The 21150-nt window shown below is 71.2% G+C and carries 20 protein-coding genes; 12 read left to right on the forward strand and 8 right to left on the reverse strand.

What is annotated here, in order from left to right; genetic code table 11:
• The first annotated feature begins 28 nt into the window (after positions 1–28).
• The 7 genes from ACGFNP_RS22625 (at position 29) to ACGFNP_RS22655 (ending at position 7213) form a co-directional block, all read left to right on the forward strand.
• The gene (locus ACGFNP_RS22625; protein ID WP_393321624.1) at positions 29–1180 is read left to right on the forward strand and encodes a DegT/DnrJ/EryC1/StrS family aminotransferase; all 1152 of its coding nucleotides are present in this window, start codon (positions 29–31) and stop codon (positions 1178–1180) included.
• 152 nt (positions 1181–1332) lie between these two features.
• Positions 1333–2175 carry an STAS domain-containing protein gene (locus ACGFNP_RS22630; RefSeq protein ID WP_393321627.1) on the forward strand — a complete coding sequence of 281 codons (843 nt, stop codon included), beginning with the start codon at positions 1333–1335 and terminating at the stop codon, positions 2173–2175.
• A complete protein-coding gene (locus tag ACGFNP_RS22635) occupies positions 2175–2540 on the forward strand; it encodes an STAS domain-containing protein (RefSeq protein WP_358313879.1) in 366 nt (121 codons plus the stop codon). Before ACGFNP_RS22630 ends, ACGFNP_RS22635 begins: the two co-directional genes overlap by 1 nt.
• Entirely contained in the window at positions 2537–2938 is a 402-nt protein-coding gene (locus ACGFNP_RS22640; protein ID WP_358313882.1) for an anti-sigma regulatory factor, read from the forward strand. Before ACGFNP_RS22635 ends, ACGFNP_RS22640 begins: the two co-directional genes overlap by 4 nt.
• A gap of 1 nt (position 2939) precedes the next feature.
• A complete protein-coding gene (locus tag ACGFNP_RS22645) occupies positions 2940–3965 on the forward strand; it encodes an ATP-binding protein (protein WP_393321632.1) in 1026 nt (341 codons plus the stop codon).
• A complete protein-coding gene (locus ACGFNP_RS22650) occupies positions 3952–5616 on the forward strand; it encodes an ATP-binding protein (protein ID WP_393321635.1) in 1665 nt (554 codons plus the stop codon). The genes ACGFNP_RS22645 and ACGFNP_RS22650 overlap by 14 nt, the downstream gene beginning before the upstream one ends.
• A complete protein-coding gene (locus ACGFNP_RS22655; RefSeq protein ID WP_393321638.1) occupies positions 5609–7213 on the forward strand; it encodes a SpoIIE family protein phosphatase in 1605 nt (534 codons plus the stop codon). The genes ACGFNP_RS22650 and ACGFNP_RS22655 overlap by 8 nt, the downstream gene beginning before the upstream one ends.
• A gap of 7 nt (positions 7214–7220) precedes the next feature.
• Here ACGFNP_RS22655 and ACGFNP_RS22660 read toward each other — a convergent pair whose 3' ends face one another.
• Positions 7221–8126 carry a TetR/AcrR family transcriptional regulator gene (locus ACGFNP_RS22660; protein ID WP_393321641.1) on the reverse strand — a complete coding sequence of 302 codons (906 nt, stop codon included), beginning with the start codon at positions 8124–8126 and terminating at the stop codon, positions 7221–7223.
• Between the two features lie 64 nt (positions 8127–8190).
• Between ACGFNP_RS22660 and ACGFNP_RS22665 the strand changes: the two genes are divergently transcribed.
• Positions 8191–9945, forward strand: coding sequence for a right-handed parallel beta-helix repeat-containing protein (locus ACGFNP_RS22665; RefSeq protein WP_393321644.1), 1755 nt, complete (start codon positions 8191–8193; stop codon positions 9943–9945).
• A 70-nt stretch (positions 9946–10015) separates the two neighbouring features.
• On the opposite strand, the gene ACGFNP_RS22670 is transcribed toward ACGFNP_RS22665, so the two are convergent.
• A complete protein-coding gene (locus tag ACGFNP_RS22670) occupies positions 10016–10858 on the reverse strand; it encodes a DUF1206 domain-containing protein (RefSeq protein ID WP_358313900.1) in 843 nt (280 codons plus the stop codon).
• Between the two features lie 77 nt (positions 10859–10935).
• Positions 10936–12393 (reverse strand): aldehyde dehydrogenase family protein, encoded by a 1458-nt coding sequence (locus ACGFNP_RS22675; RefSeq protein WP_393321648.1) that lies wholly within the window; start codon positions 12391–12393, stop codon positions 10936–10938.
• 101 nt (positions 12394–12494) lie between these two features.
• On the opposite strand from ACGFNP_RS22675, the gene ACGFNP_RS22680 reads away from it, so the two are divergent.
• Both ACGFNP_RS22680 and ACGFNP_RS22685 read left to right on the forward strand, forming a co-directional pair.
• Complete coding sequence (locus tag ACGFNP_RS22680; protein WP_358313906.1) at positions 12495–13295, forward strand: IclR family transcriptional regulator; 801 nt, start codon at positions 12495–12497, stop codon at positions 13293–13295.
• A 69-nt stretch (positions 13296–13364) separates the two neighbouring features.
• Positions 13365–14825 carry a benzaldehyde dehydrogenase gene (locus tag ACGFNP_RS22685; RefSeq protein WP_393321652.1) on the forward strand — a complete coding sequence of 487 codons (1461 nt, stop codon included), beginning with the start codon at positions 13365–13367 and terminating at the stop codon, positions 14823–14825.
• 12 nt (positions 14826–14837) lie between these two features.
• Here ACGFNP_RS22685 and ACGFNP_RS22690 read toward each other — a convergent pair whose 3' ends face one another.
• Complete coding sequence (locus ACGFNP_RS22690) at positions 14838–15725, reverse strand: GNAT family N-acetyltransferase (protein ID WP_393321655.1); 888 nt, start codon at positions 15723–15725, stop codon at positions 14838–14840.
• 174 nt (positions 15726–15899) lie between these two features.
• On the opposite strand from ACGFNP_RS22690, the gene ACGFNP_RS22695 reads away from it, so the two are divergent.
• Positions 15900–17696: an ABC transporter ATP-binding protein gene (locus ACGFNP_RS22695; protein ID WP_393321658.1), complete on the forward strand. Its 1797-nt coding sequence runs from the start codon at positions 15900–15902 to the stop codon at positions 17694–17696.
• The gene (locus tag ACGFNP_RS22700) at positions 17693–19528 is read left to right on the forward strand and encodes an ABC transporter ATP-binding protein (protein ID WP_358313917.1); all 1836 of its coding nucleotides are present in this window, start codon (positions 17693–17695) and stop codon (positions 19526–19528) included. Before ACGFNP_RS22695 ends, ACGFNP_RS22700 begins: the two co-directional genes overlap by 4 nt.
• Before the next feature lie 49 nt (positions 19529–19577).
• On the opposite strand, the gene ACGFNP_RS22705 is transcribed toward ACGFNP_RS22700, so the two are convergent.
• The 4 genes from ACGFNP_RS22705 to ACGFNP_RS22720 all read right to left on the reverse strand — a co-directional run bounded on the left by ACGFNP_RS22705 (position 19578) and on the right by ACGFNP_RS22720 (position 21146).
• Positions 19578–19961: a hypothetical protein gene (locus tag ACGFNP_RS22705; RefSeq protein WP_393321662.1), complete on the reverse strand. Its 384-nt coding sequence runs from the start codon at positions 19959–19961 to the stop codon at positions 19578–19580.
• 160 nt (positions 19962–20121) lie between these two features.
• Positions 20122–20430: a hypothetical protein gene (locus ACGFNP_RS22710; RefSeq protein ID WP_358313923.1), complete on the reverse strand. Its 309-nt coding sequence runs from the start codon at positions 20428–20430 to the stop codon at positions 20122–20124.
• A gap of 52 nt (positions 20431–20482) precedes the next feature.
• A complete protein-coding gene (locus ACGFNP_RS22715) occupies positions 20483–20812 on the reverse strand; it encodes a DUF202 domain-containing protein (protein WP_358313925.1) in 330 nt (109 codons plus the stop codon).
• A 7-nt stretch (positions 20813–20819) separates the two neighbouring features.
• Positions 20820–21146 (reverse strand): DUF202 domain-containing protein, encoded by a 327-nt coding sequence (locus tag ACGFNP_RS22720; protein WP_358313928.1) that lies wholly within the window; start codon positions 21144–21146, stop codon positions 20820–20822.
• Between the last annotated feature and the right edge of the window lie 4 nt (positions 21147–21150).

The following is a 21150-nucleotide window of genomic DNA, read 5'->3' on the forward strand; positions in this document are numbered from 1 at the left end:
ACCGATCGCACACCCGGGGCGGCAGCCGATGAGCCCGCTGGAAGACCTCATGCGGCACCGGATCGGCCAGGACTGCCTGCACGTGCCGTCCGCCCGGTTCGGCCTGCTGCTGGCGCTGCGTCACTGGTTCGACCCCGGCGACCGGGTGCTGATCGCGCCGACCACCTCCGAGACCGTGCTGTTCATCGCGCTGGCCGCCGGCCTGGAGCCGGTGATGGCGCCGGTGTCGTGGCGCGACGGCAACATCGACGCGCCACGGGTCAACTGGAGCGGCCTCTCCGGTGTCATCACCACGCATCTGTACGGCCAGCCGGACCAGATGACGGAGCTGATGAAGCAGTGCGAGCGGCGCGGCCTCGTCCTCATCGACAACGCCGCCCACGCCTTCCAGACGATGGTCGGCGGCCGCCCGGCGGGCACGTTCGGCCAGGCCGGCGTGTTCAGCCTGGCCAAGCACGGCCGGGCGATGTCCGGCGGCTTCCTGACCACCCCCAATGCGGGCGCGCTGGCGGCGCTGGCCGAGGCGAGGGAGGCGCTGCTGCTGCCCGGTGAGCCGCGCGACCAGGCGGAGGCCGTGCTGCAGCCGATGCTCCGCGAGACGCTCCACCGCACCGGCATGGTCCGGCTGATGTGGCACGCCTCGCGGCGGCTCGGGATCGTCAAGTGGGCCGGGCACCGCCCCCTGCCCCATGAGGACACCCTCCGGGCCGTCATGGGCGATCTGACGGCGATGGACCCGTGGCTGGGGATCGACCATGACGGCTGGCGCATGCGCCCCGGCCCCGCGCTCTGCCGTTACCAGCGCGCGCGCCTGCGGGTGATCGACCGCGAGCGGGAGCGCCGCCTGGCCGGGGTCGAGGCGCTGCGCCGGACCCCATGGGTGGCGGTGGGCGTCCGCGAAGCCCCCATACGTCCGCTTCTGCGGGTCCCCCTGATGGTCGAGAGGCGGGACGAGATCGTCGCCAAGCTGGAGCGGCTGGGCGTGGTGCCCGGTTTCGTCTACGATCCGCCGCTGGACGACTACATGCCGAGGATCCGGCAGGGGCCCACGCCCGAGGTCGCCCACTGGTGGACCAGTCACGTGCTGCCGGTCGACCCGCTCGACGCCCCGCGCATGGTGCGGCTGCTGACCCGGCTGGGCGCCCGCCCGGCCAACGGCGAGAGATTCGCCAGGGCATGAGGCGACATTTCCCACAAACCAGGACGTAAGCGTTTATAACGTCGGATATTGTCGTTCGACGCATGAAAGCGGGCGATTTCGCCAACCGCCCGCCGATGCGGAACAGTGTCGTTAGCATCCCCGGCAATGCCGGTGAATTCTCTCTTCCAGGAGTGATCTTGACCGTCGATGCCGATGTCGCCAGGCGACGTATCGAAGAGCTGCTCCGTGAGAACGAGGCGCAGATCCTGCACCGGTGGACCCTGATCGCCAAGGCGTCCGGCGAGGAGCTCACGGAGATCTACCGATCGCTGCTCTCCGCCCTTGAGCAGGGCAGCAGCGACCTCGCCGACCTGCGCGGCCTGCTCGCCGAGCTGTCGCGCACCCGCGCCCGCCAGGGCTTCACCCCCGCCGACACCTCCAGGGCCGTCTTCGGCCTGAAGGAGGCGCTGTACGAGGTCGTCGAGGCCGACGGCGCCCCCGACGCGCTGCGCGGCTTCATCTGGTTCTCCCGGCTCATCGACGACCTCGGCCTGTTCACCTTCGAGTCGTACACGACAGCCCGCGAGCGGATCATCCTCGACCAGGCCGAGCAGCTGCTGGAGCTGTCGACGCCGGTCGTCAAGCTGTGGGACGGCATCGTGGCGGTGCCCCTGGTCGGCACGCTCGACTCGGCCAGGACCCAGGTCGTGATGGAGAAGCTGCTCCAGACGCTGGTCGACACCGGCGCCGAGCACGCGGTGATCGACATCACCGGTGTTCCGGCCGTCGACACCCAGGTCGCCCAGCACCTGCTGAAGGCCGTCGTCGCCGCCCGGCTGATGGGCGCCGAGTGTGTCATCTCCGGCATCCGCCCGCAGATCGCGCACACCATCGTCACACTCGGCATCGAGTTCGGCGACATCGTGACCAAGGCCTCTCTGGCCGACGCGCTGGCCTACGCGCTCAGGCGGAGCGGCATCGAAGTGATCGCGCCGAAGGCGACCCGCATCGCGGTGCGGACGGAGCACGTCTGATGGACCGGGTGCCCATCCTCAAACTGGGCGACATCCTGATCATCTCCATCCAGATCGACCTCGATGATCAGAGCGTCCTCGCCCTGCAGGAAGACCTGGCCGACGCCGTGGTCACCACCGGGGCGCGCGGCGTCATCATCGACATCACCGGCGTGGAGATCGTCGACTCCTTCATCGGCAGGATGCTGTCCACCATCGCCGCCATGTCGCGGATGCTCGACGCCCAGACCGTGGTCGTCGGCATGCGGCCCGCCGTGGCGATCACCCTGGTCGAGCTCGGCCTGTCGCTGGGCGGCGTACAGACCGCGCTCAATCTGGAGAAGGGAATCGCGCGCCTCGACCATGTGAGAGGCGCGACCCCGTGACCGCCGGCTGGGAGTTGCCCATCGCCGGCAACGCCGACGTCGTGATGGTCCGCCAGCGGGTGCGGAGCGTCGCGGTCGAGGTGGGGCTGTCTCTCATCGATCAGACCAAGGTGGTGACCGCGGCCAGCGAGCTGGCCCGCAACGCCCTGGTGTACGCCGGCGGCGGCCTGGCCAAGATCGAGCTCGTCCAGAACGGGGCACGCCAGGGCCTTAGAATCGCCTTCAGCGACGAGGGGCCGGGGATTCCGGACATCGAGCAGGCGCTCACCGACGGCTGGACCACCGGCACCGGCCTGGGTCTCGGGCTGAGCGGATCACGGCGGCTGGTCGACGAGTTCGACCTGGTCTCCGCGCCCGGCAAGGGCACGACGGTGACGGTGACGAAATGGGCTCGATGACATGGTGGCGGTGAGATACGCGCACGACGACACCTGGGTACGAGCCGAGAACTCCAGCGCGGTGGGCACCGTCCGCCGGATGGCCGTCGATCTCGCCGAGGCCGCCGGGTTCGACGCCGAGCGTACGGGGCAGACGGCGGTCGCGGTCACCGAGGCCGTCTCCAACCTGGTCAAGCACGCGGTGGAGGGCGTCGTCATGGTCCGTTCGCAGCCCACGAACCCGGCCGTCGTGGAGCTGGTCGCCATCGACAGGGGACCGGGCATGCCCGACGTCGCCCGCGCCCTGCGCGACGGCTACTCCACCTCCGGCACCCTCGGCATCGGGATGGGGGCGATGGCCCGCATCTCCTCCTGGTACGACGTCCACTCCCGGCCTGGCAAGGGAACCATCCTGGTCATGCACTTCGCCGCCGCCGACGCGCCCAGCGCGGCGCCGCGCGCCAGCGGCCTGAGCCGCCCCATCGGCGAGGAGACGGTCTCCGGCGACTCTTTCGCGATCGCCGCGACAGGTGACGGCGCCGCGCCCGAGACGACGGTGCTGCTGTGCGACGGCCTGGGCCACGGCGAGCTGGCCGCCCAGGCGTCCAGGACCGCGGTGGAGCTGTTCCTGCGGGCAGCGGACGAGGAGCCGCTGGCGACACTCGAACGCCTGCACCGGGGCCTCGGACATACCCGCGGAGGGGCGGTCGCGGTGGCGCGCGTCAGGGCCACCAGCGTGTCCTACGCCGGGCTGGGCAACATCTCGGGCTGGATCGCGAACGCCGAGGGCCGCCGGGGGATGGTCTCGGTGCCCGGCATCGCCGGGCACCAGGCCAGGCACCTGCGCCAGTACGACTTCGACCTGCCCGAGCACTCCACCGTGGTGCTGCACTCCGACGGGCTGACCGAACGCTGGCACCCCTCCGCCGTGCCCGGCCTGTTCGCCCGCTCCCCCGCGGTCGTCGCCGCCGGGCTGCTGCGCGAGGCGGGCAGCCGGAGGGACGACGCCTGCGTGGTGACCGTGAGGCCCGGCGATGACCGCGACTGAGCTGGCCAGGGCCCGGCTCGAACACGACCAGGACGTCTTCACGGTGCGCCGCCTGGGCAGGGCCGCCGCCGAGCTGGCCGGGCTGGAGACGCAGGACCAGGTCAGGGTGGCCACCGCGCTGAGCGAGGTCTGCAGGGAGCTGATCGGCGCCGGAGCGGTCGTCGTCTTCTCGCTGGACGAAGGGAATCTACTGATCACCATGGATCACGCACCGGGAGCCGGCCTCGCCCAGTCCGAGGGACTGGCACTGGCCGCCCGCCTGGTCGACGCGGTCACCCTCGAGGCCGACCGTGGACGGGTCACCATCGCCAAGCGGCTGCCTCCCCACTCCCCCCGGCTCCCGATCGACCAGATCCGCGAGCGCCTGGCCGGGATGGCGCCCGTCAGCGCGATCGAAGAGCTGCGCCAGCAGAACAAGGAGCTGGCCTCGACCCTGGAGGACGTGCTGCAGCTCAACGCCGAGCTGCAGGAGACCAACACCGGCGTGCTGGCCCTCTACAACCAGCTGTCGGCCGAGCTGGAGGAGACCAACAGGGGCGTGGTCGCCCTCTACGCGGAGCTGGACGAGAAGTCCGGCCAGCTCCGCGAGGCGGGCGAGGCCAGGAGCCGGTTCTGGGCGACGGTCAGCCACGAGCTGCGCACCCCGCTCAACTCCATCATCGGCCTGGTCAGGCTGCTGGTCGGGCCCGGCAGTGAGCCGCTCAGCGAGGAGCAGTCACGTCAGGTGCGCTTCATCGGCGGCTCGGCGGAGACGCTGCTGGAGCTGGTCGGCGAGCTGCTCGACATGGCCAAGGCCGAGTCCGGGCGGCTCGACCCCCAGTCGTCGGTCGTCCATCTGCCCACGCTGGCCAACCACCTGCGCCTGACGATGCAGCCCACCAGCGAGCCCGGCGACGTCACGCTGCGCGTCGACCTCGCGCCCGGCGTCGACGACGTCTACACCGACGAGGTGATGCTGGCCCGCATCCTGCGCAACCTGCTGTCCAACGCGCTGAAGTTCACCCCGAAGGGCGAGGTACGGCTGAGCGTCCACGCCGACACGGCCACCGACGAGGTGGTCATCACGGTCAGCGACACCGGCATCGGCATCCCCGAGCACTATCTGAAGAGCGTGTTCGAGGAGTTCTTCCAGGTGCCGAGCGCGCTCCAGGTCAAGACCAAGGGCACCGGGCTCGGCCTGCCGTACGCCCGCCGGCTCGCCGAGGCGCTGGGCGGCACGCTGGAGCTGGAGAGCGACGTCGGGCGGGGCACCTCCGTGACGATGCGGCTGCCGCATCACGACGGCACGCCCGAGGTGCGCCGGGTGCTGATCGCCGACGACGACGAGGCGTTCCGCGCCGCCGCCCGCAGGATGCTGTACGGCTTCGCCGTCGAGACGGAGGAGGCGGGTGACGGGACCGCCGCGCTGGAGATGATGACAGCGAACCCGCCGGATGTGATCCTGCTGGACATGCTGATGCCCCGGCTGGACGGCCACGCGCTGCTGCAGCGCATGGCCGAGGACGAGGCATTGGGGCAGGTGGGTGTGGTGGTGGTGACGATACGGCCCGACACCGCGCCGTCCGGCCATCCGGTGCTGTCCAAGCAGGGGCTCCGCCGCGACCAGCTGCTTCAGGCCGTACGCGACGCGGTGGTGACCGATCGTGGCTGAGCACGAGCCAAGGGCGGCGATCGAGCCCGCGGGCGGATCCGCGACCGTGCTGGTGGTCGACGACACCCCGACCAAGCGCTACATCCTGTCGAGCTGGCTGCGCCGGGCGGGCCACACCGTGGTCGAGGCCGCGGGCGGCGAGGAGGCATTGGCCGTGCTCGCCGCGCACCGGCCCGACCTGGTCGTGCTCGACGTACGACTGCCCGATCTCGGCGGCTTCGAGGTGTGCGAGCGGATCAAGGCGGACCCGGCGACGACCTCGATCCCGGTCATCCAGGTGTCGGGCAACGCCATCACCTCGGCCGACCGTACGGAAGGTCTCGAACGCGGCGCCGACGCCTACCTGTCGGAGCCGATCGAACCGGCCGAGTTCGCAGCGACGGTAGAGGCGACACTGCGTTACTACCGCGCGCGGCGGCGGGCGGAGCTGATGGCCGAGCGCATGGCCAAGCTGGCCGACGTCACCTCGAAGATGAACGCGGCCGACTCCTTCGACCGGCTGCTCGCCGTGGCCGTCGAGGGCCTGGTCGACATCCTGGGCCGCTTCACGGGCGCGCTGGCGCTGCCACCGGACGGCCGGATGCGCCGCGTCCGCGCCCGGCCCGGCGAAACGGCAAGCAGCCGGTCGGCCATCCCCAAGCTGCTGGACCGGCTCAGCGCCATGTCGCTGGGCGAGGCGGCGGGGGCCCAGGTCTTCACCGTGGCAGCCGCCGAGTGGGTCGAGCTGGTGAACGACGTGCGGATCAGCGCGCCGGTCACGGGGGTGCTGTGCCGCACCAAGAGGGGCCAGCCGCCCGTCTACCTGGGGCTGGAGGCAGACCCGCCGCTGGACGGCGACGAGATGAACGTGCTGAGGCAGCTCGGCCAGGGGCTGGCGCTGGCGGTCGACGCGCTGCGCGTCTACACCGAGGAGCACACGATCTCGCTCACCCTGCAGCGCAGCCTGCTGCCCAAGCGTATCCCCGACGTGCCCGGTCTGACGGTGACGTTCCGCTACCAGCCGGCCGTGGACAACATCGAGGTCGGCGGCGACTTCTACGAGGTGCTGCGGCTCGGCGACCGGGTGCTGGTGGCGATCGGCGACGTGGCCGGCCACTCGCTGCACGCGGCCACCATCATGGCCGAACTCCGGCACGCGCTGCGGGCCTCGCTGATCGACTCGGTCGACCTGAGCGCGTCGATGGACCTGCTCAACAAGGTGCTGCGCCGTTACCACCCCGGCATGACGGCCACCGTCTGCCTGCTGCTCATCGATCCGGAGACGGGCGTGGTCGAGATGGCCAACGCCGGGCACATCCCGCCGATGCTGGCCGGTCCCGGCGCCCATTATCTGGGCCTGGGCAACCTGCTGCTGGGCGTGGCGCACGAGGACTACAAGGTGACCCGGCTGGAGCTGCCCGCGGGCGCCACGATGCTGCTGTTCACCGACGGGCTGGTGGAGGACCGCGGCATCCTGCTCGACGACAGCCTGGAGCAGGCCAGGCAGGTGGCCGAGACGGTCGAGGACGATCTGGAGGAGTTCTGCGACCGGCTGCTCGCCGCGTTCGGCTCGCGGGAGGACGACGTGGCCATCGTGGCGGTACGGCGCGGGACCTGACGCGCCGTCATGAACCTTCTCGACCACGCGTGACCCCGGATCTGCGCTCGCGGTAGGCGCGCTGCTGGCAGGCCCGCGAGCAGTACGCGCGCGGCCGTCCCGAAGCGGCCCGTTCGACCGGGGCGCCACACACCTGACAGCTTTCATCACGCGTTTCATCACGCTCTCGCACCAGCACCTCGATGCCGTCCAGCACCCGGCGCAGCCCGAACTCGAACGGGTCCTCCGGCTCGTCATAGCCCCCCGCCTCCCACAGGTAGGAGAGGGTCGGGTAGCGGTCGAGGCGCGCGTAGAGCGTGTCGCGAGCGCCCCACCACTCCTCCTCGCTCACCCCGCTGAGCCGCTCGGTCCGCGCCACCTCCGCCAGCCGTACGGCCTCGGAGTCGACGAACCGGGCGACGAGCCCGACGACGGCGATCATCTCCGCGGGCGTGAGGCCGGTGCCGGAGACGGCGCTCAGCATGTACTCGTAATGGGCGACGGCGTTGGGACCCGGCACCCGGCGGGTGCCCCGCACCTCGGCCACCCAGGGGTGCCGTTTACGCAGCTCCCACCCTTCACGCGCGCACGCCTCCAGCCGCGCCCGCCACCCTCCCGCCTCGGCCGCCTCGCCGGCCTGCCCCGGGGTGGCCCCTTCGGGCGGGATCGTGCCCGGGAGGCCGATGACGGCGTCGCGCATGAGGTCGAGCAGGCGGTCGCGGCCGGGCACGTGGCGGTAGAGCGACATCGTGGTGAACCCGAGCCGTTCGGCGACCTTGCGCATCGACAGGCCCTCCAGCCCGTCGGCGTCCGCCAGCTCGATCGCGGCCCGGACGATCCGGCTCAGGCTCAGCCCCGGTCGTGGCTCGCCGTCGCCGTCCTGCCACAGCAGCTCCACCCCGTCGTCGGAATCATCCGTGCCGCCTCTGGTCATTGGCGCCTCCCTTGTTTATGGTATAAAACACTGTGTACATCATAAACAGCAAAGGCGGTGCATCATGACCGAGTTCCATGTCGATCCTTCGGGCAGTGACTCCTGGCCCGGCACTGCGGAGCGCCCGTTCGCCGGCCTGCACCGCGCCCGGGACGCCGCCCGGGACGCGGGCGGAGACGTCGTCATCCGGTTACGGGCCGGGACCCACGTGCTGACCACGCCGTTCGAGCTCACCGAGGCCGACTCCGGCCGTGACGGTCACCGGGTCGTCTACGAGGCCTTCGGCTACGGGACCGCCGAGCAGGAGGAGGTCGTCGTCAGCGGCGGGCGGGAGATCACCGGCTGGCGGGTCGAGGACGGCGTCTGGCTGGCCGAGGTGGGCGAGCTGGACACGCGCCAGCTGTACGTCGACGGCCGCAGGTCCGAGCGCGCCGCCATGGACGGCCTGCCCGGCACCGCGACCATGACGGAGACCGGCTACGAGACCGACAGCGCGGTCCCCGGGACCTGGCACAGCCCCGGCGACGTCGAGTTCGTCTACCGCGGCGTCTACCCGTGGACCGAGGCCCGCTTCGGCGTCGCCACGGTCACCGGCCATGACGGGCGGACCGCGATCACCATGGCCCAGCCCGGCTTCGAGCGGGCCCTCGACCTCTACAACTACGCCTGGGAAGGCAACGTCTCACGCGGACCCGGCCTGCCGACCCGGATCGAGAACGACGCCACCTTCCTCACCGAGCCCGGCACCTTCGTCCTGGACCGCTCACTGCCCGGCCACCACGTCCTGCGCTACCTACCCCTTCCGGGAGAGGCCCCGGACCGTACGCGGGTGGTCGCCCCGGTTCTGGAGACGCTGCTGCGGGCCACCGGCACGAGCGACGTGTCCTTCCGCGGCCTGGTCTTCGCCGACGCCACCTGGCTGCGGCCCGGCCGGGCGGAAGGCTTCCCGCACTACCACGGCAGCGGCTACTACGAGGGCGGCCCCGTCGACAAGGTGTCGCTGGTCGAGGGGCAGGCGTGGGTGACGGTTCCGCGCGAGTCGGCCACGATCCCCGCGTGCGTGGTGGTCGAGGGCGGCGTACGCGTGGAGATCGAGCGCTGCCGCTTCACCCGGATGGGCGCCGCCGGGCTGGGGCTCACCGGCGGCGCGGACGTCAGCGTGCGCGGGTGCGACTTCGACACGCTCTCGGCCACCGCCGTCTCCGTCACCGGGACCGAGAACGCCCTGGTCGAGGACAACTGGATCCACCACACCGGTCTGGAGTTCGCCGGCTCCCCCGGCGTCGCGCTGATGGGCACCAAGGGCTGCACGGTCGCCCACAACCAGGTCGGGGACGTGCCCCATTGCGGCATCGTGGCCGGGCCCGCCCAGGGCACCCGCATCCTGCGCAACCTCACCGCCGGCACGATGCTGGTGCTGGCCGACGGCGGCGGCGTCTACCTGTCGGGCCCGCAGGGCGACTCGTACGAGAACGGCGCGGTGATCCGGGGCAACGTCATCAAGGACACCCGCACGCCGTACAACTTCGGCCTCTACACCGACTACGGCGCCGCGTGGGTGACCGTCGAGGACAACGTGGTCGCGGGCGCCGACAACACGGCCGTCCTGCAGGTGTCGCCGCCGCTGGAGAACGTCGTCTACCGGGGCAACTTCTGGGACGCCGACCCGGTCGGGTCGGGCGAGGTGCCGGAGGGGGTCACGTACGAGGGCAACACCACGCTCCCCGACGAGGAGAAACTGGACGCGGCCACGACCGACATCCGCCGGCACGCCGGCCTGCTCCGCTCCCGCCCGTCAGCGGACGCGACGCCCGCGTGACGAACCTCGTGGACGCGACGCCCGCGTGACCCGTCTCATGGACGCGGCGCCCAGGTAACTCGCCTCGCCATCAGTGGACGCGGCGCCAGCGTGACTCGCCGAAGCAGTATCCCGCGAACAACACCAGCCCCAAGGCGACCGTCACCAGCAGCCAGGGCCCCGCGGGGGTGTCGGCGAAGGCTCTGAGCGTCGCGTCCAGGCCGCCCGCCTTGTCCGGGTCGTACGTGATCGCCGCCTGGACGACGAAGACCCCGGCCAAGCCGGCGATGACCCCACGGGCGACGTACCCGGCGAGCCCGAGCTTGTCCATGACGGAGCGGGCTCGCCGGGACATCTGGCCGAGGTTCAGCTCCTCACGGAAGCCCTTCGTGACGCCCTCACGCACCCAGTGGACGCCGAGCGCGACGAGGCCCAGTCCGATGGCGCCCACGAGGAACGGGCCGCCCGGCAGACCGAGCAGCGCCTCCGTCGCGTCGCGCGACTTCTCGTCGTCGGAGGAGGTCTTCCCGGCCAGCAGCACGCTCAGCAGCGTGCTGCAGATCAGCACGTACACGGCGCCCCGGCCGGCCGAGGCGAGCCGGTCCGCCACTCCGGGACCGCCGAGCAGCGCCTCCGAAAACTGCCAGAGCGTCAGCGCGACGAACCCCGCCACCATCACCCACAACACCACTTCCCCGAACGGCCACCGCGCCACCGTCGAGATCGCTCCCGCCTTGTCCGCCTCCTGGCCCCCTCCTTCGAGCGCGATCTGCACGGCCAGTACCCCGATCAGGGCGTACAGGACACCGCGGCAGGCCAGCCCGACCCTGGTGAGCCGGTTCAGCGCCGGATGCCGGGCCGCCCTCCTGGCGGCGGTCCGCGCCTCCCGCCCCGCCTTCCCCGCCGCGGTCACCGTCTTCTCCGAACTCTTCATCGAGGGCTCCTTCTTCACGCAAGACCCCAACAAATGCCCGGAATCCGGCCGTCTAGGCGGTCACCCCGGTCTGAAAGTCAGAAGGCGAAGGGCCGTGGGGTGTCGCGGGAGGTCACCCACTGCAGCTCGGTGAAGTCCTCGGCGGCGAAGCCCACGCCGAAGCGCCCCCAGCCGCTGTCCTTGACCCCGCCGAACGGCATCTGCGGCTCGTCGTTGACCGGCTGGTCGTTGATGTGCACGATCCCCGCCTCCAGCCGCCGGGCGATCTCCAGTCCCCGGCTCGGCTGCCCGGTCAACACGGCCGCGGTCAGGCCGAAGCGGGACTCGTTCGCCCGCCGTACCGCCTCGTCCGCGTCCTCGACGACGTCGAGGATGACGACGGGACCGAAGGTCTCGTCGAAGGCGAGCTCGGCGCCCGCCGGCACTCCGGTGAGTACGGTGGCCGGGTAGCACGGTGGCTCGGGCGTACCGCCCGCGAGCAGGCCGGCGCCCATCGCGACGGCCTCCTCGACACGGCGGGTGACGAGCGAGAGCGCCCACTTGTTGATCAGCGGGCCGATGACCGTGCGCGGCTCGGCCGGGTCGCCCATCGGCAGCGTGGCCGCCTTGGCGGCGAACCGTTCGGTGAACTCACCGGCGATCGCCCGCTCGACGTAGATGCGGCGGGCGCACATGCACACCTGCCCCTGGTGGACGAAGGCGCCGTAGGCGGCGGCGTTCACCGCGTAGCCGAGGTCGGCGTCGGCCAGCACGATCAGCGGGTTGTGGCCGCTGAGCTGCAGCACGATGCGCTTGAGGTGCCGCCCGGCCGCCTCGGCCAGCCGCCGGCCGGTGACGGTCGAGCCGGTGAAGTTGACGCGGCGGACGTGCGGGTGGCCGATCAGCTCCTCGGCGATGGCGCCGGCGTCGCCGGGCGCGTGGGTGACCACGTTGAGCACCCCGGCAGGCAGTCCGGCCTCGGCGAACACCTCCGCCCACAGCGCGCCACCGGTCAGCGGTGACTCCTCGGAGGGCTTCAGCACCACGGTGTTGCCCAGCGCCATCGGCCCCACGATGGCCCGCGCGGCCAGGACCAGCGACGCGTTCCACGGCGCGATGGCGGCGACCACGCCGACCGGCCCTCTGATGGCGTACGCGCGGGTGCCGGGGACGTCCGACGGCATGATCTGCCCGATCGGGCCGTGGGCCAGCCCGGACGCCTGGCGCAGCAGGGAGGTGCAGAAGCCGATGTGCATCATGGCGACCTGCCGGGTGCAGCCGATCTCGGCCGTCAGGAGCCCGGCGATCTCCTCGGTCCGCCGCTCGACGACGTCGGCGGCGCGGAGCAGGACGCGCTGCCGGTCCGTCGGCGACGTCGCCGACCAGGAGGCGAACGCGGCGTGCGCCGCCTCGACACCGTGCCGGGCGTCCTCGGCGTCGCCCGCGGCGACCTCGGCCAGGACGGCGCCCGTCCACGGGTTGTGCTTGTCGTATCGCCGCCCGGTGCCTGAGTCGGACCAGCGCCCGTCGATGTAGTGCCGTACCGCCAGGGTCACGGGGCCGAGTCTTCCAGACGGTATCCGACCGGCAGTAACGGGACCTGCGCCCGCCGTGCCACAAGTCAACGCAGCGTTCGAGCATATGAAACGCTTGAGGCATGACCTCCCAGTCGCTGGAGCGCGGGCTGCTGATCCTCTCGACGTTCAGCGAGGCACGGCCGATCCTCGGCATCGCCGACCTGGCCCGTTCGGCCGGCCTGAACAAGAGCACGACCTACCGCTACGTAGCCACGCTGGCCAAGCTCGGCTACGTCCAGCAGGACCCCGAGACGAAGAAATACTCGCTGGGGCCGCGGGTCGTCGACCTCGGCTTCGCCGCGATCAACTCGATGGAGATCACCCGGGTCGCCGCCCGCCACCTCCAGGCCCTGTCCGACGAGACCGGCTACGCCGCCAGCATGGCCGTGCTCGACGGGCCCGACATCGTCTACGTGGAGCGGCGGCGCAGCGGCAGGGGCGGCGGCGGGTTCGCGGTCGATCTCAACCTGCACGTCGGCTCGCGGCTGCCGGCCTACTGCACCTCGATGGGCAAGGTCCTGCTCGCCTTCCGCGAGCCCGCCGCGCTGCGCGCGCTGCTCGACCGTACCGACTTCGCCCGGCGCGGCCCCCGTACCATCACCGCGCGCGAGCAGCTCGTCGCCGCCCTGGAGCGGGTACGGCAGAGCGGCATCGCGGTCAACGACGAGGAGCTCGCCCCGGGGCTGCGGTCCCTGGCGGCGCCGGTGCGCGACAGGTCGGGCAACGTCGTGGCGGCCATCAACATCGCGGTCCACCTGACGACCTGGAACGTCCCCGTCGACTCGGTCGTGGGCCGCCTGGAGGGGCCGCTGCGCCGTACCGCCGGAGAGATCTCCAGCGGGCTCGGCTTCCGCGGCGGAAATTTGTGTTCCAGTAGCTGAAACGCCGTATTGATTGCGCCCCACCTCCGAACTACATTCGGCCCTTGTCCGCGAGCGAAGGGGGCGCAGGTGTTCCTCGACTCAGCAACCTGGCAGGGCCGGATCTTCGTCGCCGGGGCCTGGTCCCCCGGCAGCGGCGGCACGATCGACGTGACCGAGCCCGCGACGGGATCCGTGCTCGGGCAGGCCGGCCTGGCCGACGCGGCCGACCTCGGCAGAGCCGCCGAGAGCGCGGCCGAGGCGCAGCGCGAATGGGCCGCCACCCCGCACCCCCGGCGCGCGGCCGTGCTGCGGCGCGCGGCGCGGCTCTGGGCCGAGCACGCCGAAGAGATCACCTGGTGGAACGTCCGCGAGGTCGGCGCGGTGCCCGCCATGGCCGGGTTCGCCGTGCACGTCGCCGAGCAGGAGTGCTACGAGGCGGCGAGCCTGCCCAGCCGGTCCTACGGGGAGCTGCTGCCGAGCGAGGAGCCGCGCCTGTCGATGGCCAGGCGGATGCCCGTCGGCGTCGTCGGGGTCATCTCGCCGTTCAACGTGCCGATCATCCTGGGGATCCGCTCGGTCGCGCCCGCGCTGGCCCTGGGCAACGCGGTCATCCTCAAGCCCGACCCCAGGACCGCCGTGACCGGCGGCGTGACGATCGCCCGCGTCCTGGAGGAGGCGGGCCTGCCGCCGGGAGTCTTCCAGATGCTGCCCGGCGGCACCGACGTGGGCGAGGCGATGGTGACGCACCCGCTGGTGCGCGTCATCTCCTTCACCGGCTCGACCGCCGCGGGGCGCCGGGTGGGCGAGCTGGCCGGCCGGCACCTCAAGCGGGCGCACCTGGAGCTCGGCGGCAACTCGGCGCTGATCGTCCTCGACGACGCCGACGTGGACCAGGCCGCCAACCTCGCCGCGTTCGGCACGTTCTTCCACCAGGGCCAGATCTGCATGACGACCGGACGGCACCTGGTGCACGAGCGCGTCTACGACGACTTCGTGGAACGGCTCGCCACCAAGGCCGCGAACCTGCCGGTCGGCGACCCGGCCGGCCAGGAGGTCGCGCTCGGCCCGCTGATCGACGCCGGGCAGCGCGACCGGATCCACCGGGTGGTCACCGCGAGCGTGGACGCCGGCGCGAAGCTCGCCGCGGGTGGCACCTACGACGGGCTGTTCTACCCGGCCACCGTGCTGTCGGAGGTGACGCCGGACGCGCCCGCCTTCACCGAGGAGATCTTCGGGCCCGTCGCGCCGGTCACCCGGTTCTCCGGCGTGGAGGAGGCCGTACGGCTGGCCACCGCCACCGAGTACGGGCTGTCGCTGGGGATCGTCACCCGGGACGTGATGAAGGGCCTGGCCCTGGCCGACCGCATCCCGACCGGCATCGTGCACATCAACGACCAGACGGTCAGCGACGAGGCCAACAGCCCGTTCGGCGGCATCGGCGCCTCCGGCACGGGAGCCCGTTTCGGCGGCGCCGCCGCCAACATCGAGGCGTTCACCGAGACCCGCTGGGTCACCATGCGCGGCGAGCCACCCACGTACCCCTTCTAGGATTCGCGTGCCTCAACGCGGTCGGGAGCACAGAAGGCGGCTTCTGGCGACGTCGCGGAAGCCGAGGCCGCGATACAGCCGCGCCGGGGCCGGGTAGGCGGCGTCGCCACGCGGCCCGACCACGGCCCGTGTCGCGCCCGCGTTCCGGGCCGCGTGCAGGGCCGCCAGGCAGGCGGCGCGCGCGAGCCCGCGCCGCCGGTGTCCCGGGACGGTGCCCACCGGTTCTATCACCGCCGCCTGCCTGGCCTCGTCCAGCCAGACCAGGCAGTACGCGGCCACCTCCCCGCCTGGCGCTTCGACGATCCAGTCCAGATCCGCCCGGTACGGCCAGGCGGCCCGTACGACCCGGTAGCTCTCCTCGGTCACTCGCGAGGGGTGGAACGCGGCCCGGTGCGCGGCTACCCGGCCGGGCACGTCGGCCTCCCCCACGGTCCTGAGCCGGTATCCGGGCGGCGCATCCGGCTCGGCGAGGTCTCGCAGGTCGTGGGCGAGCTGGACGAAGAACGGCACATCACCGGCGTCCCGGTAGCCGTGCCGGTCGAGCGCCGCCAGAAGGTGCGGCTCGGAGTCGAGCACGCTCACCGACCGCCGTACGTCGGGCGCCGTCGCGGCGAACCAGTCCAGCACCTCCCCGGCCAGCCCGTCGTACGCCGGATCGACCGCCAGGTTGAGATGGTCGGGCAGCTCGATCCAGCCCCAGGCGACCGTCCGCTCCCCCGCCCGCCACAGCCGCGTCGGCCACTCCGGCTCCCTGCCGGTGTGCTGGAAGCGGCCCCAGGCCAGATCGCCGACGTGCCAGCGGGCGCCCGGGGACCACAGGCGGCTGCTCAGCTCCTGCATCGCCCGCAGATCCCGCTCGCCCGCGTAGCCGCTCACCGACACCTGCCGCGACGAGATCATGCGAGGCAGTCAACCCGATCGACGGCCCCGGACGCATCCGGATTTATCACCCCACAGCCCTTGGACCTGGCCTCTCAATGGGCTGTGTGGTTGGAAAACTGTTCCGCTTTGGGGGCACGGAGCAGGCGGTACCTGCAAGAAAATCGGTTGATCCGACGTATTAGCCTGGATGGGATGCCTCCCGATACGCGTTCTCCTCGCCGTCCCCTGCCCATCTCCAAGCCACTCACCTCCAACGCCCTGTGGCGGATGAAGCCCTATCTCCGCCCCTACGTCCTCAGGTTGGTCTTCATCTGGCTGGCCGCGATCATCGGCATCGGGGCGAGCATCGCCCTGCCTCTCGTGGGCAAGGAGGTCGTCGACGGGCCCGTGCTCCACGGCGATTCCGGTGCCCTGCTCCCCCTCGGGCTCATCGCCCTGGGCGTGGGCGTGCTCGAAGCGTTCCTGATCTTCTTCAGGCGCTGGACGCAGACCGGCCCGGTCCTCGGGCTGGAGACCCAGATCCGCGACGACCTCTACGCGCACCTGCAGCGCCTGCCGATGGGCTTCCACGGCGACTGGCAGTCGGGCCAGCTGCTCTCGCGGGCCACCACCGACCTGTCCACGATCCGCCGCTTCCTCGGCTTCGGCATGCTCTTCCTGGTCATGAACATCCTGCAGCTGACCACCGTGACGGTGCTGCTGCTGAACATGTACTGGCCGCTCGGGCTGCTGGTGGCCGCGTCGGCGGTGCCGATCGTGCTGACGTCGCTGAGTTTCGAGAAGAAGTACATCAGGATCTCCCGCCAGGTGCAGGACCAGCAGGGAGACCTCGCCACGGTCGTCGAGGAGTCGGCGATCGGCATCCGGACGATCAAGGCGTTCGGCCGCCGGCACCACGTGTTCGACCAGTTCGACGACACGGCACGCAAGGTCTACGGCACCTCGATGGACAAGGTACGGCTGTCCGCCCGCTTCTTCACCTTCCTCGAGATGATCCCCAACTTCACCCTCGCCCTGGTCCTGCTGCTCGGCGCGCTGGCCGTGGGGAGCGGCTCGATGACACTGGGCACACTGGTCGCCTTCACCACGCTGATGCTGCAGCTCGTCTGGCCGATCGCCAGCCTCGGCTACATCCTGGCGATGGCCCAGGAGGCGATGACCTCCGCCGACCGCGTCATGGAGGTCATGGACACGGTCCCGGCCATCGAGGGCGGCACCGACTCGATCGAGCGGCCGCGCGGCCACCTGCGCTTCGAGGGCGTGGAGTTCCGCTTCCCCGGCGCCGACCAGCCGGTGCTGCGTGACGTATGGCTTGAAGTACGGCCGGGCGAGACGGTCGCCATCGTCGGCGCGACCGGCTCGGGCAAGACGACGATGACCTCGCTCGTACCCCGGTTGATCGACCCCACAGCGGGGCGGGTCACGATCGACGGACACGACGTGCGCGACCTGTCGCTGCCCGCGCTTCGCGAGGTGGTGGCCACGGCGTTCGAGGAGCCGACGCTGTTCTCGATGAGCGTGCGCGAGAACCTCACGCTCGGCCGCCACGACGCCACCGAGGAGGAGCTCAACGACGCCATCCGCACCGCCCAGGCCATGTTCGTGTACGACCTGCCCTGGGGCCTCGACACCCGGATCGGCGAGCAGGGGATGTCCCTGTCCGGCGGCCAGCGGCAGCGCCTGGCGCTGGCGCGGGCCGTGCTGAGCAAGCCGCGCGTCCTGGTCCTCGACGACACGCTGTCCGCGCTCGACGTCGAGACGGAGGCGCTGGTGGAGGAGGCGCTGCGTCACGTGCTGCGCGAGGCGACCGGCATCGTGGTCGCCCACCGCGCCTCCACGGTCCTCCTGGCCGACAAGGTGGCGCTGCTCAGGGACGGCACGATCACGCACGTCGGGCGGCACCACGACCTGCTCGACGAGGTGCCCGAATACCGTGAGCTGCTCGCCCAGGACGCCGACTTCGACCCCTCGGAAGGAGCACTCCGATGACGACCACCACGACCCCGAACGCGGCCGACTGGCGGGGTGTCGCCTCCGAGAATCAGGATGATTTGTCCGAGACGGTGACGGTCTTACTGCGGGAGCGCTCCCGCAGACTGCTCGGCGACCTGCTCACCCCGCACCGCAAGGCGATCGCCCTGCTCACCGGCATCATCATCGTGTCCAACCTGGCCGGCCTGGCGATCCCCTACCTGGTGAAGGTCGGCATCGACGCGGGCATCCCGCCGATGCTCAAGGGCACCGGCCCCGGCACGCTGCTGACCGTCGTCGGGGTGATCCTGGCGGCGGCGGTGACGCAGGCCCTCACCCGGCAGGTGTTCCTGCAGCTGTCGGGCCGCATCGGCCAGAACATCCTGCTGGAGCTGCGCAGACGGGTGTTCGACCACTTCCAGCGGCTGTCGCTGAGCTTCCACGAGAAGTACACCTCCGGCCGGGTCATCTCGCGGCTCACCTCCGACATCGACGCCATCGCCGAGCTGCTGCAGTCGGGCTTCGACGGCCTGGTCACCGCCGTGCTCACCATGTTCGGCACGGCCGCGCTGCTGCTGGTGCTCGACGTCCACCTAGGGCTGGTGGCGCTGATCCCGCTGCCGCTGCTGCTGCTGTTCACCCGGTGGTTCCGCCGTCAGTCGGCGATCGTCTACCGGCGTACCAGGGAGACGGTGGCGCTGGTCATCGTGCACTTCGTGGAGTCGATGACCGGCATCCGCGCCGTGCAGGCGTTCCGCCGGGAGCCGCGGAACCAGGAGATCTTCAAGCAGCTCAACGACGACTACCGCGGCGCCAACGCCAGCAGCATGCACCTCATCGCGGTGTTCATGCCGGGCATCAAGCTGATCGGCAACGTGACCGTGGCGGGCGTGCTGGTCTACGGCGGCTGGCTGGCGCTGCACGGCGAGGTCACGGTCGGCGTGCTGGCGGCCTTCCTGCTCTACCTGCGCCAGTTCTACGAGCCGATGCAGGAGATCAGCCAGTTCTACAACACGCTCCAGTCGGCGGGTGCCGCGCTGGAGAAGCTGTCGGGCGTGCTGGAGGAGGAGCCGGCCGTGCCGGAGCCGCGCGAGCCACAGGCGCTGCCCAAGGCCCGCGGCAAGGTCAAGTTCGAGGGCGTCAGGTTCGCCTACGTGGAGGAGCGGCCGATCCTGCCGGGGCTGGATCTGACGATCCCGGCCGGGCAGAGTGTCGCGCTGGTCGGCTCGACCGGCGCGGGCAAGACGACGCTGGCCAAGCTGATCTCCCGCTTCTACGACCCGACCGCCGGCCGCGTCCTGCTCGACGGCGTCGATCTGCGCGAGCTCGACGAGCCGACGCTGCGCAAGGCCGTGGTCATGGTGACGCAGGAGAACTTCCTGTTCAGCGGTACGGTCGCCGACAACGTCAGGTTCGGCCGCCCCGGCGCGTCCGACCGCGAGGTGCGCGAGGCGGCCAAGGCGATCGGCGCGCACGAGTTCATCTCCGCGCTGCCCGACGGCTACGACACCGAGGTGGGCCAGCGGGGCGGGCGCATGTCGGCCGGTCAGCGCCAGCTGGTGGCGTTCGCCAGGGCGTTCCTGGCCGACCCCGCGGTGCTCATCCTCGACGAGGCGACCTCCAGCCTCGACGTGCCGAGCGAACGGCTGGTGCAGCGGGCGCTGCGCACGATCCTCGCCGACCGGACGGCGCTGATCATCGCGCACCGGCTGTCGACCGTGGAGATCGCCGACCGGGTGCTGGTCATGGAGCGGGGCGAGATCGTCGAGGACGGCTCGCCGGACCGGCTCATCGCCGCCTCCGGCCGCTTCGCCGGCCTGCACCAGGCCTGGCTGGACAGCCTCAGCTAACAGCCTCGGGCGCTCGCGGCAATCGGCGGCGGGCGCCCGAAGTCGGCCGTCAGCGCGGGTGCACCACGCGCGTCATGTTCTCGTACAGCTCGTAGCCCACGAACAGCGCCACGGGCAGCCCGACCGCCAGCAGCAGCCGTCCGGGGAGGGCCGCCCGCGCCATGGGCGCCCGCACCACCACGTCTCGCGCGGCGGGCAGCTCCGCCACGGGCTCCGGCGCCGGCGCCGGCATGGGCACCAGCTCGGGGTGACGTGAGAGGTATCCCGTCGGGAACGAGGTGACGTGGTACGCCCCGCAGCCCGGACAGCACGTGTCCGACCCTGGCGGCTGTACGGTCACACTGCCTCGCAACCAGATCTTGACCTGGTTGCCGTAGTCGTCGGTCAGATGCCTGACGACGTACTCTTCCTCCCAGACATGCAAACAGCGCATGCACTCGAAAGGCCATGTCTCCTGGGTATTGAACCCTTCGCGCACCAGGACCACCCCCGGTCAGGTACCGCCATCCGATTTCGAGTGTCCGCCCCACCCGTGACCCGGACAAGACGGCACTATGACACTCAGGGCTATGAAATGCTCACCTACTGTCAGGTTAGAGAGGGTAAACCCGTCTCTGAACCGGACTGAGCAGCGGCGTCGCGTCGGGCGGCGCGGGCTCGGCCGGAGACATCAGCTCCGGATGCCGTCTGAGGTAGCCTGCCGGGAACATCGTGACGTGCTGGCAGCCGCACTTGGGGCAGAGCGCCCCCGACGAAGGCGGTGGGACCGGCACACCGCAGCGCAACCAGATCTCGCGCTCATTGCCGTGGCGATCGTCGAAGTGCCTGACGTGGTATTCCTCTTCCCACACGTACCAGCACTCTTGACACTCGAACGGCAGACTCCTGATCTCTTCTTCCATGAGTCACCCCCTCCTTTGAGTGTCGTCCTATTTGTCGGAAAATCGCAACCGCTTACGCGAGAGCCAGCACGAACGCGAGCGCTCCGCCCACCACGCTGAGCGTGCCGAGCCAGGCGAACAACGCGTCGAGCCCGGCGTCCACGGACCTGCCGCCGTGCAGCGCCTCCTGGACGCGACGGAACCGGATCCCGGTCCTGAGCAGCAGCGCGGCACCGCAGAACGCGGCCGGCACGAACGCGGCGATGACGCCGAGGGGCAGCCCATGCCGCGCCGACAGGCCCATCGCGCCCAGGCCGCCGGACGACAGGGCCACGGCGGTGCGTACCCAGGCCAGGCGGGTCCGCTCGCTCTGCAGCCCGGGGTCCCAGATCTCGTCGGACACGGCCGGATCAGGCCCCCATGACGATGACCACCAGGGCGATCACCGCGACCGCCGCCACGCCGTACCCGAAGACGGCGGCCAGGGCGGGTGGCGGCAGCGGCGCCCGCTCGCGCAGCGCGCGCTGGATGTTGCGCCAGCGCGGGTAGGCCATGCCCGCCGCCAGCGCGGAGAGGGTGACCAGGACGACGGCCAGAGCGGTGCGCACCCATGGGATGAACAGACCGTCAGGGAGCGCGGCCATGGCCACCCCACCCGCGCTGAGTGCCAGCGCGGTGCTCAACCACGTGAGGAACGTGCGTTCATTCGCAAGGGTGAAACGCGGGTCAGGCTCCATACGA

Origin of the sequence: Nonomuraea sp. NPDC049269 (assembly GCF_043197155.1) — a bacterium.
GTDB lineage: Bacteria > Actinomycetota > Actinomycetes > Streptosporangiales > Streptosporangiaceae > Nonomuraea.